General features: G+C 45.0%; 12 protein-coding genes. 5 read left to right on the top strand and 7 right to left on the bottom strand.

Going from position 1 to position 17,887, the window contains the following annotated elements; translation table 11 throughout:
• Positions 1 to 189: 189 nt before the first annotated feature.
• The 5 genes from KFF44_RS02420 to KFF44_RS02400 all read right to left on the bottom strand — a co-directional run bounded on the left by KFF44_RS02420 (position 190) and on the right by KFF44_RS02400 (position 7,129).
• A complete protein-coding gene (locus KFF44_RS02420; protein WP_370691134.1) occupies positions 190 to 1,029 on the bottom strand; it encodes a class I SAM-dependent methyltransferase in 840 nt (279 codons plus the stop codon).
• A gap of 53 nt (positions 1,030 to 1,082) precedes the next feature.
• Positions 1,083 to 2,405 carry an amidohydrolase family protein gene (locus tag KFF44_RS02415; protein WP_255936828.1) on the bottom strand — a complete coding sequence of 441 codons (1,323 nt, stop codon included), beginning with the start codon at positions 2,403 to 2,405 and terminating at the stop codon, positions 1,083 to 1,085.
• Positions 2,406 to 2,519: 114 nt separating this feature from the next.
• Entirely contained in the window at positions 2,520 to 4,613 is a 2,094-nt protein-coding gene (locus KFF44_RS02410) for a TonB-dependent siderophore receptor (protein ID WP_255936813.1), read from the bottom strand.
• A gap of 202 nt (positions 4,614 to 4,815) precedes the next feature.
• On the bottom strand, positions 4,816 to 5,421 hold the full coding sequence (locus KFF44_RS02405) for a peroxidase-related enzyme (protein ID WP_255936811.1): 606 nt from the start codon (positions 5,419 to 5,421) through the stop codon (positions 4,816 to 4,818).
• A gap of 1 nt (position 5,422) precedes the next feature.
• On the bottom strand, positions 5,423 to 7,129 hold the full coding sequence (locus KFF44_RS02400) for a YncE family protein (RefSeq protein ID WP_255936809.1): 1,707 nt from the start codon (positions 7,127 to 7,129) through the stop codon (positions 5,423 to 5,425).
• Between the two features lie 160 nt (positions 7,130 to 7,289).
• On the opposite strand from KFF44_RS02400, the gene KFF44_RS02395 reads away from it, so the two are divergent.
• The 3 genes from KFF44_RS02395 to KFF44_RS02385 all read left to right on the top strand — a co-directional run bounded on the left by KFF44_RS02395 (position 7,290) and on the right by KFF44_RS02385 (position 11,524).
• Entirely contained in the window at positions 7,290 to 7,952 is a 663-nt protein-coding gene (locus KFF44_RS02395) for a hemolysin III family protein (protein ID WP_255936807.1), read from the top strand.
• A 97-nt stretch (positions 7,953 to 8,049) separates the two neighbouring features.
• The gene (locus tag KFF44_RS02390; RefSeq protein ID WP_255936800.1) at positions 8,050 to 10,374 is read left to right on the top strand and encodes a S9 family peptidase; all 2,325 of its coding nucleotides are present in this window, start codon (positions 8,050 to 8,052) and stop codon (positions 10,372 to 10,374) included.
• A gap of 148 nt (positions 10,375 to 10,522) precedes the next feature.
• Entirely contained in the window at positions 10,523 to 11,524 is a 1,002-nt protein-coding gene (locus tag KFF44_RS02385) for an MBL fold metallo-hydrolase (RefSeq protein WP_255936798.1), read from the top strand.
• Between the two features lie 79 nt (positions 11,525 to 11,603).
• Here KFF44_RS02385 and KFF44_RS02380 read toward each other — a convergent pair whose 3' ends face one another.
• Together KFF44_RS02380 and KFF44_RS02375 are read right to left on the bottom strand one after the other, a co-directional pair.
• On the bottom strand, positions 11,604 to 13,142 hold the full coding sequence (locus tag KFF44_RS02380; protein ID WP_255936797.1) for a hypothetical protein: 1,539 nt from the start codon (positions 13,140 to 13,142) through the stop codon (positions 11,604 to 11,606).
• A 114-nt stretch (positions 13,143 to 13,256) separates the two neighbouring features.
• Positions 13,257 to 13,643, bottom strand: a complete 387-nt coding sequence (locus tag KFF44_RS02375; protein WP_255936796.1) for a YbaN family protein — start codon at positions 13,641 to 13,643, stop codon at positions 13,257 to 13,259.
• A 179-nt stretch (positions 13,644 to 13,822) separates the two neighbouring features.
• On the opposite strand from KFF44_RS02375, the gene KFF44_RS02370 reads away from it, so the two are divergent.
• Positions 13,823 to 14,350: a hypothetical protein gene (locus KFF44_RS02370; RefSeq protein WP_255936795.1), complete on the top strand. Its 528-nt coding sequence runs from the start codon at positions 13,823 to 13,825 to the stop codon at positions 14,348 to 14,350.
• 309 nt (positions 14,351 to 14,659) lie between these two features.
• A complete protein-coding gene (locus KFF44_RS02365; protein WP_255936794.1) occupies positions 14,660 to 17,857 on the top strand; it encodes a TonB-dependent receptor domain-containing protein in 3,198 nt (1,065 codons plus the stop codon).
• Positions 17,858 to 17,887 lie beyond the last annotated feature (30 nt).

Raw genomic sequence — 17,887 nt, 5'->3', positions numbered from 1 at the left:
GGCACGTGCGCTTTACGTCTAAGCGGAACTCTATGATGAAATTCTGTGGATTTTTCAAGCAAAAAAATACATCGCGACGATACAAATGGTTTTTATCCAGCGTGCACGCAATTTTTGGAAAATAAAATACAAAAAAGCGCCTGAAAACTTTCAAGCGCTTTTCTTAAATCATGCGATTTAAAATTCAAATTACCGAGTCTGTTCCGGTTTTTTGAATTTCAATGTGAAACGATCAGATTCGCCAATAGCCGCGTACTTTTCACGGTCCTGATCACCAAGCGCGAAACGCGGAGGCAACGTCCAAACACCGCGTGGGTGGTTTTTATTATCTTTTGGGTTCGCGTTTGCATCGCTTGCATCCACGACCTCAAAGCCTAACGAACGCGCAACTTCGATGACATATCCTTCACGCACATAACCACGGCGAGCATTCTGGCCTTCTTCAACGCCTTCGCCGCCATCAAGACGGTGCTCAACAACACCTAAAATGCCACCTGGTTTCAATGCTTTAAAGGCTGCTGACAAAATTCCATATTCTGCCTTTGCACCCATCCAGTTATGAACATTACGGAAAGTCAAAACCATATCAGCTGTACCAGCTGGAACCGTTGTCAGGCTATCCGGGTATGTAAATTCTGACACATGGGTTGCACCCAAAACATCATCTTTTTCAACAAGTGTATTCAAATAACCAGCCATCCCGCGGCGAGCACGGGCGCTGCCGTTAACGGCGCTGCTTACTGCTGCAACATACTTGCCTTCTTCACGCAAAAACGGCGCAAGAATTTCTGTGTAATAACTACCAGGCCAAATTTCCACGACAGTCATATCCGGCTTCACGCCAAAGAACTCCAGCGTTTCTTTAGGGTGGCGATACTTGTCACGCGCTACATTGCCTTCGCTTCTGTGTTTTCCTGCGAGAACTGCATCAAACTTTTTCTCTGTCTCTGCGTCGAAATCCGCATTTGCAAGCATTGTTGCCGACATCAGTGTTCCTGCTGCAAGCGTCGCTTTCATTATCATCTTCATCATAAGGTCTGGTCCTTAGTTTATATGTTGCCCAATAAATTTAAGTCTTAGAATTATTTATATCTTGCTTCAATTGCTGCAAGTTCTGTGTCTATGGTTTTACGGTCAAGCCAATGTCCCCGTTGAACAACGCCAGCAGGGTTTTTCATATATTCAAGATCAGTCAGCGGGTTACCATTCAATAATATCAGGTCTGCCCGATAACCGGCCCTGACTTGCCCGAAACGATCCTTAGTCTTGAAATAGTTGCCAACCGCAAGTGTAGCACTTTTTAGGATTTCCTGTGGTGTCATTCCGGCTTCTTGCATTGTTGCCATTTCATTATGGATAGAAAAGCCCGGTACACTAAACACCTGAGGCGCGTCTGTTCCAAAAAGGATTTCAACGCCTTCATCAGATAATACCTTCAATAATTTAAGGCGATTTTGGTGGCGAATTTCAGGAGCACTTCCACGCAGAAATGCAATATTCTGTGGTTGCTTATAATAATTAATCCAGCCCTCACGCGTTGCTTTGGGCATATATTTCAGCTCTGGTAAGGCCTTTAGCCGGTCCAGATTATCTGCCCGCAACAACACCTTCCAAAGAGCTATTGTTGGTACCACCCCTACCCGAGCTTCACGGGTTAATTTTGCCGCCTCTACGAGCTTTGCATCGTCTGCAAGCTTATGAGCGCCTTCAACAAAGGGGATATATCCATCCAAATGATCAATTGTGCGCTGGCTTACACTCAGCGCATTCAAAAGGCCAACCTGGTCAGGGATATGGCCGCCGAATTCAATACCCGCCTCATTCGCAGTCTTTGCCATCGCCTGATATTCCGGCAGTGTAAGGCCAGGGTGAACCTTTAAAAGGTCCCAACTTTCGTCAACCTGTTTTAGAACTTTAGCGCTTGCCTGCTCTGGGGATGTGACAGAGTTTCCATTAAAACTTGGCCCAGCCAGGTAAAGTGTGGGTGCAGTGATTTCACCACTATTTGCCTGCTTGCGTAATTCAAGCTGGCCCTCGGAACCAAGCATACCACGCACGGTCGTAACGCCGTTTGATACATAGAGGAAAAGAGTATCCGCAATCGCCTGTTTGCCAGATGTAATGGGTGGAATGTGACCATGCATTTCACCGAGACCCGGCATCAAATATTTGCCACTAGCATCAACCACGCGTGCACCAGACGGGATACTGATAACGCTCTTTGATCCAACTGCAATAATGCGGTCACCGTCAACAACAACGCGTTGATGTTCATCAACGGTGCCGTGCTCAATGTTTAAAACGTTAACATCATCGAAAACAACCTGCGCTTTTGCTGTGAATGACAATGTAGCGAGCGCACATATGATTGCGGTCAATCGCGTCATGAATTTATGATTACCCATTTTAAACCCCTTACCCACTTTCAAGAGTTGTGCGCAGCCTATGCGAAACTTGTGCTGATCAAAAGGAAACAGGCCAAAAATAACAGACTTGTGATAAAGCCAGAAACCCTAGGCCTAAAAAACACCGCTCACGGTTAGGAAAAATTCAGTGCCCTGAGTTCTCAATTGATCTTCTATGAACAAGACATCGCTAAGCGAACGGGAACCGTTAAAGACGGTTCGTACACGCGATTCATTGGTATTAAATAGGTTATTCACTTCACCGCGCACCTTAATACCAGCAGGCAAGGTTGTTTCCCAAAACATGCTAAACCGAGTATCATTGTTTTCCTGAACTACAAATTCATCAACACCAAAAAACTGCGAGTCATTTCGGTCAAAGTACCGGAATCCTGTTGCAGAACGCAGTCCAGGCAGTTCTTTCCTGAAGTCAATTTCAATCGATTGCGGCCTTTCGTTCGAAAACCGTCTGCTTTCACCCGTTACGAGATCGGTGACACTTGAGCCCTGTATTCGGTAATTCACATCCACACGCGCATCAGAGAGGCCGATAAAATCAAACGGAGTTGTAAAGCCAACTTCGACGCCGTACCGCGTGCCATTTCCGATATTACCTGTGGCTTCCGTTGTTGCACTTGTCGGGATTAAATCAATCAAGTCCTGAACGTAATTATAAAACACTGTCAACGAGACAACACCAATTTCACCAAAGCGGCGCTCATAAGCTGCTTCAGCGACAAGCGTTCTATCCGGTTGCAGATCAGGGTTGCCAAAATCAAGGTCCGCATCATCAAAGTTAGCAGAGCTTACGAAATCAAAGAAGTTTAGCTGCCCAACTTCCTGTTCTAAACGCAGTCGCCACTGGCTCTGCGATGTTGGTACATAAGTAAAGGATAAACGTGGTTTTGGAAAAACAAAGGTTCTGCTGTTTTCTACGTCACCCGTTTGCTGAATTCTTGATATTTCAACAGCAAGCGACAGATCAGCCGTTAGCTTTGAATTCAGCGACCACGAGTCAGAAATAAAAGGTTCACCCCGCAGTTCACTCACTCTCGTATTTGAACCAGGTAATGGAATTTCTTCACCATTATTGAAAAGCTGGAAGTCACTATCAACAAAGTTTTGGGCGATTTCACCGCCGAACTGGATTGTATGATTTTTCCAACCATTCCAATCAAATTCGAGACGCCCTATAGTCTCACCTTCCGTTGTGTCGGAAATAGACTGGTTAATCGTGTCTTCACCAATAGCGCGGTCAATATCAAGCGTAGAGAGGTTTTCCCGGAACTGTCGGTTGATAAGACCGATAACCTTGATCGCAAAATTTTCTGAGAAATCATGCTCGTAATCACTGCTGACCTCAAAGTCATTGTTGGAATTATCGCGAATTTGTAGAAACAAATCGCTTGAGCCCTGATTTTCAGGCGTCCTATCGGAATTTTCTTCACCGTCAAATCCGCGGCGATTGGTTCGAAAATTAAGCCGGAAAATATCACCATTATCAAAACCAGTCTCGGTTTTGATATCCAGGCTTAAGCGTCTGAATCGGCCATCTTCCACCTCTTCACGAAGCTCGTTAGGGCCAGCAAAGTTAATCAGGTTTTCATCGCCTCTTTCCTGAAAAATAAACTGTCGCCCTTCAAGGCCGATGGTATAGCTGGTTCGGTTTATTTCATTGCTGTAAGCCACATTTAGTCGCGGCACAAAACCTGCGCGGCTACCCAGAAAACTAAGTTCCCAGGGAATAGCCCCACCAGCATCATCCTTACGCACCACATTCACAGCAACGGTTTGTTGCCCACCAAGATCGAGACCGCCCGTAGCACCGCGAATAAGCTCGACACGTTCAACGCTTCCCTTGCTAATACGGCTAAGCAAGTCTTCAATATTATCTGATTTTGTACTGGGGCGTTTACCATCAATCAGAACATTACCCGCAGCACCGCCAAAACCACGCACGTCACCGCCACGGTCAATCGCAAACCCGGGAACCCTGTTCACCATATCAAGAGCAGTTACCGGAAAATATTGATCAAAAAATTCAGGTTTATAGACGACAATTCCGTCTTCACCACCGTCTTTACTTGTCTCTTGCGACGTTGCTTCGGTTGTATCATCTTCGATAGTATATGCGTTCAGTGCTGTAACATTCGTACTACCCAATAAAATACACAACAATAGGCTCTTTTTCTTATTATTACCGAGCATACTCGTTGAACTCCACCACCCCAAAATCTATCCCCATCGTGTAAACTAAAAACATAAAAACGCTATTATGTAACTTCCCAGTTGCTTGTAGCGAAGCAACGTCAACAACCCGACTAAAATGGGGTGAGCGGTTTAGTTCATGCGACAAAGTGAATATTTGCAACTCAACCGATTTAATAACCGTCCCTATAGCCCTTGATCTTCAGGAATGTGACCAGTCATCAGGGTTCTCCGAAGAGTTGGGTGAAAGCCCGATAACATCACCGTCGGTATTGATGCCAAGTCCAAGTACAGTGCGATTTGCGTAAGCAAAATAAGCAACGACCTGATTAATTTCCAACACTTCACCATCGTCAAAACCTGCATCTTTGAGCGAACGTACATCATATTCGCTCATATCTTTCGGATTTTCTGTAAGTTTCCTCGCATACTGACAAGCAGCAACATATTTTGCCTCTAACGCCAAATCAGGTGCATGTTCTTCAAGAGCACTTCTAATTTGGTCCGCCTTTCCTTGGTCTTTCAAAAGCCTTGATAACCCTGAAAAGTGATGTTCCACACAATATGTACAGTTATTCATGAGGCTGACATAGACACCGAGAACCTCAAGCATCCATTTTGGAATAGAATTGCCATAATGGTGGAGAACGGCTTTATAAATCGCCATATGCCCTTCAAGCGTATGAGGCCTTAGCGAGTGCGCCATAAGGATATTATCAACATTATTATCCGGGCCGGTTACACGTTTATAAATATCCTTTAATTTACCCGTAGCCGAAGCGAATGAAATTGTTTGAATCCAGGTCATCTTAATCATCCTCACCTTTGAACGCAGTACCACCAGCAGCGTCCAGAAATGGTGAAACAGGCAAAAGATCAATATCGTTTCGCTTTCGTAACTGTTCTAAAAACCAGTATTTATGACCAGCGCCAAACGTGATTAAAATTCGCTTACCTTCCATTGAGTATTTATTGAGCGCCTCTTCAATCAGGGCATAATGCGCTTTGTTAATCGTTGTCCAACCACCAGTTCCCAATTCATCATTAAACAAACGATCATAGGGCTCTAACCCCTTTTTTGTTATCGCGTCATATTCATCGGTGTGAATAAAATAAGGATTATCACCCCGCTCCCCAATGGCTTCATCCATCCATTTGTTTGCGGCTTCATATTCGGTCCATTCTGCTTTGCGCTTTGGATCATTTTCAATCCGTTTCAACGCATCCCTGCGGTATCCTGCCATATAGCTATTCCAGCCGGCTGTTGGGATAATTTCAAAGTCCATTTCATTTGTTAAAGGAAACAAGGCCCCAATATATTCAGCAAAGCGACGTACTCGTGGCTCGCTTAATTCGCCAGTTGCCTTGAAACCATCCAAAGCAGCTTCAAGACGATTTGGTGGGATTTCCGTAAACACATAGTCAGGTTTGATGTCTTTGATCAACTTTGTCAGGAAAGGGAGTGAGTATTTATCACTTGTATTATGTCCGCTATGGATCATGCCAAGCATAATAACTTCATTTTTAACACCGTTTTTAGTACGCAACTGCGCTTGTGGAACTGAAATTTTGGACACCGTTCCGCTAACCTCATTTGTAACATAAAGCGTCCCAGCAGACCTGCGCATAACAATAGGCTGCTCACCGACCTTAACAGTATCAACAACTTTTCGGCTTGTTGTATCAATAACCGATAAGGTTTTGCCCCCCGCATTATTGACAAAAGCAAGGTTGCCATCATCGCTCATAGCCACTGAAAATGGTCGCGCTCCAATTCCCGTTTCTATGGTTTTAATAACGTCAAAAGACGCTGTGTTGATCAACGCAACCTTATTGTCGCCGCCGCAAGCGACATAATATGTTGTGTCGTCATTCGTTAACGCCCCACCCTCAGGGTTTTTACATACATTAACAGTGGATACCGTTTGTTCAGATAACAGATCAATCACCGTTACCGTGCTATCGGTTCGGTTCGGGATGAAGGCGAGAACACCATCTTTGGTCACATCAGCAGGATACGGCCTCTTGCCTGTTTTGTAGGTTTTCTCAATCCGGCGATCCTTCAAATTGAAAACCGTCAATTGATCAGCAAATTCACTAACCACATAGGCTTTGTCGTCAACCACTCTGGGTGCAAATAGCGAAGGCCCTTTTCCAACCTTCCAGCGCGCACCACCCTGGCCGCTGCTGCCTTTGATTTCGATTAATTCATCACTGCCAAAAGCCGTTACAAGCCAATCATCACCCATCTTGATTATATCAAGCGGTGTACCCGCAACCTGCCACTTTGATTTTTGCTTAAGGGTTTCACTGTCCAATCCAATGATAGCATCATCACCAGACAGGGCTACATAAAGCGTATCATTATCAAGATAGCTACCATGCGGGGCCGATCCAATTTTATGCTCTTGCCGCACATGGACACCGGGGCCATCATCTGCCCAGGATGGATAAGATAAAGCACCCGTAACAGCAGCACCCAATATAGCCAATGATAAAGTAATTGATAAACGCATTCTGACACCCCTTTTCCCAAAATCCCTCAGGTGCTTTTGCGTTCAGGCAATTGGTTTGTCAAGAAACCACACACATAATGCCGGGCTTGTGATACAATCACGCTTGATCCAATCCGTTACCGTACCGTATTATTAAGAAAATTGTTAATAAGGATTTCAATTGATCACAAGCCCTTCCATTCCCGGCGATTATTCCCCACGTGAGGAGTTCTTGCATGCTGCAACCCATGGAATTGGTGCGGCTTTTTCAATTTTTGCGCTGATCATTCTAGCCTTGAAAGCAGAAAGTGCGGGAATGCTTGCGGTAACCGCTGTTGTTATTTACGCCGTCAGCATGCTTTTGATGTTTGGCTTTTCCACACTTTACCACAGTATGCCAGGAAGCCCCCTTCAGCCTATGCTGAAAATGCTCGATCATTCAGCGATTTATTTCAAAATTGCCGGAACCTACACGCCATTTGCCCTTATTACATTACCCACAATAACAGGAATGTGGGTAATGATTGGGATTTGGGGGGCTGCATTTTTCGGCACCTTCTTTAAAGTCACTGCCTTTATTCGGAAAACCGGAAAAAAATTTAGCCCACTTTCCCTAGGGGTATATCTAGCCATGGGCTGGGCCAGTGTTTTCATGATTGGCGAACTCATCGACCACTTAAAAGAAGGGGGCATTACCTGGGTAATCGCTGGCGGCCTGTGTTATACAGTCGGCGCAATTTTCTATGCTCTGAAAAAGTTTCCGTATACCCACACGATCTGGCACTTATTTGTAATGGCTGGTGCTGGATGCCATTTTATCTGCATCTATTATTTCGTAATTTGACCGATAATAACCTTCATCTCGACTTACCTCTCTTGCATTTTTAGGTGACGCATTGCAAAGTGCGGTTCCGATGGGTGGGTAAATTTGAGGAATTATCATGACATTCAAAGCAAGACTGCTTGGTCTTACTGCATTGGCAAGCGCAGCATTGATCCCTTTTAACTATATTGATAGTGAAACACATTCAGTGTCTTCAGAGATGGAAACAGCAACACAAGAAAATACAGATATGAGCCTTCTTTCACTAGAACGCTTATTTGCATCCAAAGACTTTGATAGTGATTGGTTCGGTGGCACACGTTGGCTTAAGGATGACAGCGGATACACAATCATTGAGAAATCTGAAAGTGTCGAGGGTGGCCGGGATGTTGTTCGCTATAATCCGGAAACCGGTGCAAAAGAGGTCTTAATCTCTGCAAGTCAGTTAATTCCTGAAGGCGCAGACAAGCCGATTGATGTTAGCGATTTCACATGGTCGGATGATGGTCAGATTGCCCTGATTTACACCAATACCAAACGCGTCTGGCGCCGAAACACACAAGGTGATTACTGGGTACTATCTCTTAATGATGGCAAGCTTCGTCAAATTGGGGCTAATTTCCCGGAATCTTCCTTGATGTTTGCCAAATTCTCTCCGGACGGAAGCAAGATTGCCTATGTTCAGAAAACAGGCCGTAAAATCCATGACATCTATGTCGAGGATGTGAAATCAGGCAAGCAAACACGCCTTACCAAAGATGGTTCGGAAACGATCATCAATGGTACCTTCGACTGGGCTTATGAAGAAGAATTTGGGCTGCGTGACGGCTTCCGCTGGTCACCGGACGGTAGTAAAATCGCCTATTGGCAGCTTGATGCGTCAGGCGTGAAAGATTTCACCCTCATCAACAACACTGATGAAAATTATCCCCAACTTACCACCTATAGCTATCCAAAGGTTGGCGAAACAAATTCTGCGGCCAAAGTGGGGGTTGTTTCCGTAAACGGCGGTAAAACAAAATGGATGAAGGTTGATGGTGATCCACGCATGAATTACATCGCCTACCTTGAGTGGGCTGATAATTCCGATGAAGTGATCATACAACAGCTTAATCGCCGCCAGAACACAAATAATATGATTCTAGCGAACGCCAAAAATGGCAAAAGCGCTGTTGTCATGACCGACAACGATGATGCGTGGCTTGATGTTGTTACAGACTTTCGTTGGCTTAACGGCGGTAAGGAATTCCTTTGGGTTAGTGAGCAAGAGGGCTGGCGTCAAATTTATCGCATCAGCCGAGATGGTAAAACTCGAACCAAAATCACCAAAGGTGACTATGATGTTGTAAGGATCAATCGCATCGATACGGAAGGCGGCTATATTTACTTTAACGCCTCACCCGATGACCCACAGCGCATGTATCTATACCGGATTGCAATCGACGGAAGTTCACCCGCCGAGCGTTTGACACCTGAAAGTCAAAAAGGGTCTCACAGCTATACTGTAAGTTATGACGGAAAATACGCATTCCACCGCTGGTCCAACAGAGATAAGCCGCTGGCTATTGACCTCGTGCGCTTGCCCGACCATAGCCAAGCACAAAGCTTTGTGGACAATGCCAAGCTTGCAGATACATACGGCAAACTTAACCGCGGCAAGACCGAATTCTTTAGCGTGACAACCGACGATACCACAATGGAAGGTATCCTTAGGTTCCCGGCGGATTTCGATCCAAATAAAAAATACCCTGTAATCTTTTACGTGTACGGTGAACCTGCTGGTATGACAGCCGCTGACAGCTGGAACCGTAATGACCTTTGGCACATTATGATGACCCAAAAAGGGTATATTGTAGCAACCGTTGATAACCGCGGGCAGCCAGCACCCAAGGGGCGCACGTGGCGCAAATCGATATATAGAACCCTTGGCCTCACCAACGTGAATGATCAGGCGGCGGCCGCGAAAAAACTACTCGCGGAACGTCCATACCTGGATGCAGACCGTGTGGGCATTTGGGGCCATTCAGGTGGTGGTACATCAACACTTCATGCACTTTTCCGCCACGGTGACGTATATAAAGTTGGTGTCTCACGGGCCCCCGTTCCGGATATCCGTCTTTATGACAGTATCTATCAAGAGCGTTACTCCGGCATTTTACCTGATGACCAAGCCTATTATGAAAAGGCAGTGGCGATTAACTACGCCGAGAATCTGAAAGGCAAACTGCTTCTGATTCACGGCACTGGTGATGATAACGTCCATTATCAGGGTAGCGAACGCCTGATTAACAAACTGGTTGAAAACGATATTCAGTTTGATTTTATCTCGTACCCCAACCGTACGCATGGTATTCGCGAAGGAAAAGGGACCGTTCGTCATATGATGACAGCACAGACCAATTATTTCCTTAACAACCTGCCAGCAGGCCCACGCGACCAATAATCGTCTGATACGCCTAACCATAAAAAAGCCGGGGTTTTCTCCGGCTTTTCTTTTGGCCATTTTCTTGTAACCACTTTTTAGTGAACACCTTCCCTTCATAATCCACTGTTTGTATGGTGCAGCAACTTTGGTTTTTAGGGGATATTCAATGGGCTCAGTTTTTTCAAAACCATCTCGTCGTGCGTTTATCGCAGGGACGGGTGCAGCAACACTTATGACAACAGGTGTTTTTGGTGCTGCAACACGCAAGCAGTCATCAGGCAAACTCATCGATGAACAATCGTTCGCACGACTTGAGGAAATTGGTGACGGCGTCTGGGCCGTACTCTCGACCCCTGTAAATGCAAATGGTGGATTTGAAACCACAACATTATCAAACGCCGGATTGATCATGGGTGATGATAAGGTTGTTGTGTATGATGCCTTTTTCAGGCCTGAAGGTGCCGCGTGGTTATCCGAACATGCCAAAAAACTAACGGGGCGATATCCAACACATGTGATCGTATCGCACCTTCACGCGGATCACTGCGGCGGGCTTGCTGGCTTTCAGCGAGGAAGCGAAGGCCCGGAAATCATCATGACCGAAGTGACACGGGATTTGATTTTTGAAACCTACGGCAAAGGTGAGCCCAGAGAGAACGAAATTTTTGGCCGCCCACCCATTCGCCTACTAGGGCCGACACAAATTCTGCATGATGAAAGTAAACCAGTATCCTTAGACTTGGGTGGCAGGTCCATATCAATTGATCCCTTAGCAGGGCATACACCAAGCGACCTTGCTGTTCATATCAGTGACGCAGACATTATTTTTGCAAGTGACCTGGTTTGGGAAGGGTATTTCCCCAATTATGTGAACGCCGTTCCGTCCAAATTAGTGCCGTCCGTTAAACATCTTTTTAAAAACGGTGATAACCTCATGGTTAGTGGCCACGGCGGCATTGCCAAAGCAAAAGATCTGGATATTTATCTGGAGCTTCTTGAGGCGATCGACAAGGGCGCTAAGGAAGCCCATGCGTTGGGCCTAACCGCTGAAGAAGGCGGCGCTATATTCATATCCCCCGAAGCAACAAAAAACTGGATCAGATTTAATCCCCAATACCCAACAATCGCATACCAAGCATGGTACCGCGAACTTGGGAATAATCAGTAGAGTATTTGTAACTCGCCGTAAAACCAGACATCATGCAAAAATCAGAGAGGCGCATGATGTCTATCCCAAAAGGATTCGTTTAATGAACAGTCGCCTCAGGAGCATCCTCGACGGATATTGAAATGCCCAATTCCTGCGCCATCGTTTTCAGTTCATAATCGGGTAAATCAGCAGAAATCACACCAACATTCATGGCTTGCCAGGTCGCAACCAATTTGCCCATCATGTCCTTGCCGTCAAAATGCCCGGCTAACATTTTCATCAAACTGGGTGGCATTTCAACAAACCCTTTATGAAGACACTTGAGCGCTTCTGGCGCCACTACCGCATCACCGAAGCGATCAAGCCATAATGGGTGGCCACGCTCAGCAAGCTTATCAATGGCGGCCCAATGCGGCCCACCCATTTTTACAGGAGGAAGACCCTTAACCCTGAAACCGACTAAACTAGCGTTTTCACCATGCCGCTGCATCATGGCATCCAGTTTTTGAACAAAAGTGGGCTGCACAAGCGTTGACCGACATAATTCATAAAAATCCGGTTTCTCGCGCTCATGCTGACTGCGTTTGGTCCGCATTCGGACCAAGTCTTCGAGTTGGGCAATATCATGCGCAAGGGCGATATCAGGATGGTCAGGCAAGATAATGATTTCATCCGGGCGTCTGATTTGCCCCTCCAAATTCACCTTCCCTTGCTGCAACATTGCAATCGAAACCGCTTCAACATTGTTATTGATGGTTCGCGGGCTTGTCCGATATTTATATTTCTTAATGGCCTCAGCGATTAAATTTCTATTATGCTCAATACCGTCCACCACAGCTGAAATTGTAGAGAGCCCATTCTTATCTTCAACTTCGCCAAGGAAAACACCACGAGAATGGTTTAGGGCCTGATGTAGTTTTTCAGAAGATAAGTCCCTGTCATCAAGTTTTACAGCGTCTGTTCGTATATTAAGTTGATCAACTGATATGCCTGTTTTTTCTGCTACGGCCTGCATTTCGCGGCCAAAGGCCTCTTCATCGAAACCGCTTTGAGTCAAAAGACCATAACTCGCCTCATCCAACTGACCCAACTGCCCGCCAACCGCTTGCTTTTTAAGGGCATGTTCGATTTCGTCGCGAACCTGCTTTTTCTCATCTTCATTCAAATTTGGCTCAGCCCCATCACGAAGGGCTGCGCTATCAATCATCGTAAGATCAAGATCTTCGTCAAACGGGCTATCCAGTAATTTTTCAACGAAATTGAAAAAGCTATACATATCGGTTGTGGCAACATCATCGCCTGTATCTTCGGTATCAGCGCGCCCCGGTTTATAGAAGTCTAAGCGACGCGTTTCGCCTTCCAGCGCCTCAATCTTCATGTCAAAATTGATATAGCCACCTGTTTTCAAGCGAAGAGGAACCTTTGGAAAGGTGACACGCTTAAATATGTCGCTGTCAATTTCTAATAACTTATTCAATCGTTCATGCGCATCTGGCGGAAACAAGAAATTGAGCGGCTGCCGAAACAGATCAACATCCTTCCAACGCATTAAAGCCTTGAAACGTTCATCCGTTTTATCGATCAGATTCTTTTTGACTAATAATAATCTAAACTCTGGCTGCACCTCAGGCTGCACGACGATCCCTCATACTTTTCTAACGTCGGGTCAGATTATATTTTTACCGTTAATGTCTGGTTAAATAATCAGTCAATTTGACCGTAATCATGTAAGCTAATCACCATAGCCGAATCATTCATTCGAATCTTCGGCCAAATCTTCTGCGCTTGAAGGTCGTGTTAACAGGAAAATGGCAACACCTGATAAAATAGCAATCTGGATAATCAGAACAAAGGCAGGAACATTGAAATAAACCGCCAAACCAACGGCAAAGGCCATAAATATAATTGCACTTGTTTTGGCTTTTCTGGAGACAACGCCGTGATTATTCCAATCGCTTATAATCGGCCCGAATACCTTGTGGTTTAATAACCAATCATGAAAGACATCAGACCCTCTGGCAAAACAAAATGCAGCCAAAAGAACAAAGGGCGTTGTCGGTAGAAGAGGTAATATCACCCCTAAAATTCCCAGAAAAACACAAACACCACCGAGTATGTTCCATATTAATTTTGTCAAAATACGTTACCTGTTCATGAAATTGGCATATTTGGAATTATAGTTATAAACTCGGGTATCAATAGAGAAATCCGCGGGCACATAATATATTTTTATAACTGTATTAGATATGGTGAGTGCTTGCTTTTTTCGTTTAATCTATCAATATAGTTCTATCGTTTTTAATCCAAGGTGTATCCATGACAAAATCATTAATCCGAATCGCTGCGACTTCATTGACATTTATGTTTATTAGTCCACTTTCCTCTGCACATGCTCAGGATGGTCAGGTTCAAGATTTATTGCAGTGTGACCAGATTAAGGATTCAGAAGATCGCCTTGCGTGCTTCAACACAATCGTAGAGAAGCTTAAAGAAGATCCAGACTCGTTTCACGAACAACGCCGTGAAAGCGAAGGAAAAAAGCCTGATTTCAAACGTAGATACAGCGGCGACGATGCTTTTGGGCGATCATCAAAATATTATCAGGAAGCAACACCTGATAGAATCACTTCAGGCCTCAAACGATATTGGAAAAACGCTCGTGGCCGTTACACATTTTATCTCGACAATGGTCAAATATGGCAAGAAACAAGTGGGTCCAGCCTATCAATTCCAAATAAGCCAACGAATGTGATTATTAAAAAGGGCTTATTCGGCAGCTATAGTATAAAGATCAAAAATACCAAATATTCGGGTCGCAGTGGCAAGGTAAAACGTGTAGACTAGGTAAACTTACCTGAATTCCACATTTCCTGAGAAACACAGTTTCCTATTCAATTCTAGATTAATAATTTTCGATCGTTGCAACAAGTCATTCGCAACGATCGTTCAACCGCAAATAGCATCTCGCTCCACACATACAAACGTAACATTTTTGCAACAATATCTAGATTTATAACCTTAACTATAATCTTTAGCTTTACTCATAAACTTAAGAGATACAGTTTAACTTTGTGACCTGGTGGGGTCTCAAGTTACTGGTAGGGGCTGACCAGTGCTTTGTTTTAATTTTTTCTTTCTTGGGAGGAGAGAAATATGAGTAATTTTGATTTGCTGAAGAATCGTCTTAGCTACGGTACAGCTTCAGCTCTTATCGCGGCGATGGGCTACCTAGGTACCACTGGCGCGGTTGCACAGGATGACGCATCTGTTGATGACGATTCCGAAGTGGAAGAAGTTGTTATTACCGGTTCACGTATTAAACGTTCTGGTATCGATAACGCTCAGCCAAATATTACACTTGATCGTCAAGACTTTGATGATCGTGCGTTTGTAAACATCGCTGATCTACTTAACGAAACACCTGCATTCGGTGCACCAGCTGCTTCACCAAACGGTAACCAAGCTGGTCTGAACATCGGTCAGAACATCGTTAACTTCTTGGGACTAGGTTCACAACGGACTCTTACTGTTGTAAACGGTCGCCGTTTCGTATCATCGAACCCTCCGACTTTTGGTTCTGGTGCAAACTCTGGTTCTCAGGTTGACCTTAACACTATTCCTTTCGCACTTATTGAGCGCGTTGAAACTATCGCGATCGGTGGTGCACCTGTTTATGGTTCTGACGCCATTGCCGGTACAATTAACGTAACTCTACGTGATGACTTTGAGGGCCTATCAGTCTCTGGTCGTTATGGTGTGACTCAGCGTGGTGACGGTTCTACGTACCAGATTCAGTCTGTAATTGGCGGTAACTTCGCTGACGGACGTGGTAACGTTGCATTCTCTATGGAATTCAACAGCCAACCATTGCTTTCAAATAATGCACGTGCATTCATTTCTGATGCTGAGCCATTTATCGGCGAAACAAATGACGTATTTAACGTTTTCTTTGATCAGAATGTACAAATTGTAACACCTGGCGGACTTCTGTCTCCTGGTAGTGCTATCATTCCATCACTCGGCGTTGGTCAATTCCCTAACGTAGGTGGATTTGTTCAATTTGCTGATAACGGTGACATTGTTCCGTTCCAAGCAGGTACAGCTCCTCCAGGTTCAGCATTCTTCGCTGCTGGTGGTGACGGCTTCGATTTATTCGATGATGTTGGAACAATCCAAACACCTTTAGAGCGTGTAACTCTTGGTGGTATCGGTCACTATGACATTACAGATAACATCACAGCATTCTTCGAGTTTACACTTAACAACTCTCGCGGTACTGAGTTTGCGAACCAAGGTGGTTTCCAAACGTTTGCGTTCCCGAACGAGTCTGGTGCTCTTCAATTCGGAGCAGACAACCCGTTCCTAACTCAGCAAGCTGCTAATTTCCTATCTGATAATGGCATTGATAGCTTCTTCGTTAACCGCTTTAACAATGACCTTGTTAACAACGGCGAAATCGATATTGATAGCACAACTTACCGTGTCGTTTCCGGCTTACAGGGCGACTTCTCTATCGGTGAGCGTGACTTCAGCTGGGAAGTACACACAAACTTCGGTTCAACTGATATTGATAACTTCACAACAACTGTAAACGATCCGCGCTTCATCAATGCAATTGATGCTGTTGCACTAACAGATGATACTGCTGGTGTAATCGCTGATGGTACAGCTGTTGTACGTAACGGTGAAACAGTATTCATCAGTTCTGCTGCAGGTTTAGCTGCACAGGCTGGCGACATCGTTTGTAACGTAGTTCTTCAGCAAGCTCTTGGTACACCAGGTGCTGGTGATCCACAAAACGCTTCAGGTAATGGTATTACCGATGCTGAACAACCATTTGTAGACGGTTGTGTGCCGTTGAACTTGTTCGGTGTTGGCAATGCAACACCAGAGGCACTTGCGTTTGTTCAAGCTCTTATCAATACACAAACTGATATCGAGCAGCGCGTTGTTGCAGCTAACTTCAACGGTGACTTGATTGATTTCGGTACTGGTATGATCCAGTTCGGTGTTGGTTGGGAATCACGTAGAGAAACTGGTAGCTTCGGTTCATCACCTCTACAAAATTCTGGTATTACTCGTAACTCACCAGCTGTTGATTCAGGCGGAACATTCACTACAAGTGAATTCTACGGCGAGCTAGTCGTTCCAATTGTAGACCCTGATTGGGAAATCGGTGAGAGCCTGTTTGGTGAAACACTAATTAACAGTGCATCATTCGAACCGGCTGTACGTCTTGTTACAACTGACATCGGTGGTACATCTGATACTAACACAACCTACACTCTACTAGGTCGTGTACAGGTATTGAATGACTTCCAATTCAACGGTAACTACACACGTTCAATCCGTACACCTGCACTTGCTGAACTTTTCACACCTGTATCAAACACTTTCTCATTTGCTGCTGACCCATGTGATTCTCGTAACATCAACAACGGTCAGGTTCCAGCAACTCGCCTAGCGAACTGTGAAAGTATTGGACTTGGTGGTGTAAACGGCGACTTCACATCTAACATCGTGAATGCTTCTGTTCTTGGTACCACATCTGGTAATCCAAATCTTCTTCCTGAAGTAGCGGATTCTTGGACAATTGGCCTTGCATATTCACCTCGTTGGATCCCAGGTCTACGTCTACGCGCTGATTACCTAAGCATTCAGCTTCGTGATCGTATTCAGTCACTTACACTGACTACAATCTTGCAGCAGTGTTTCGATGACCCTGATTTCCAAACCAATCCTAACCCGGTTTGTAACGCGTTCACTCGTGACGCGGACGGTCAGATTATCGACTTCGCAACAGGTCAGTTTAATGCTGCGAACTCTGATACTCGTTTGGTAACGTTTGATGCACGCTACAGCACACCAGTTGATTCAATCCTCGCATTGTTCGACAGTTCATTCCAAGACGGTGACTACGGTAACCTTTCTTGGCGCTTGAATGGTGTACGTCGTATCGAAAACCGCACACAGGTTAACGCTGCAGCGCCAGCTGATCCAGTGATCGGTAGCTTCGGCCAGCCTGAGTGGTCTGCTACATTCGATACAACTTACACATACGAGAAGTTCCGTCTATTCCACAGAATTGCATGGCAGAACTCAGCACTATTTAGTGTTGTAGGCGATAACACAATTGAATTGCCTGATGGCAGCACACCAACCAGAACTGGTCAACGTGCTATCCATAGTTTAACACTTAGCTATCAGTTCTTCGACGAGTTGACTGCGCAAGTTACAATCAACAACTTGACTGATCGTAGACCAAATCTACTACAACAAGTTTCAAATGATTTCGGCAATGCTGAAATCCGTGGTCGTGAGTTCTTCTTCACACTACGTGCAAACTTCTAAGATTTGTTGAATTAAAATCATGAAAGCCGG

Origin of the sequence: Kordiimonas sp. SCSIO 12610, assembly GCF_024398015.1 — a bacterium.
In the GTDB taxonomy this organism is placed as follows: Bacteria; Pseudomonadota; Alphaproteobacteria; order Sphingomonadales; family Kordiimonadaceae; genus CANLMI01.
The sequence above is the reverse complement of the archived record's forward strand: the minus strand, read 5'-3'. Positions and strand labels throughout refer to the sequence as shown.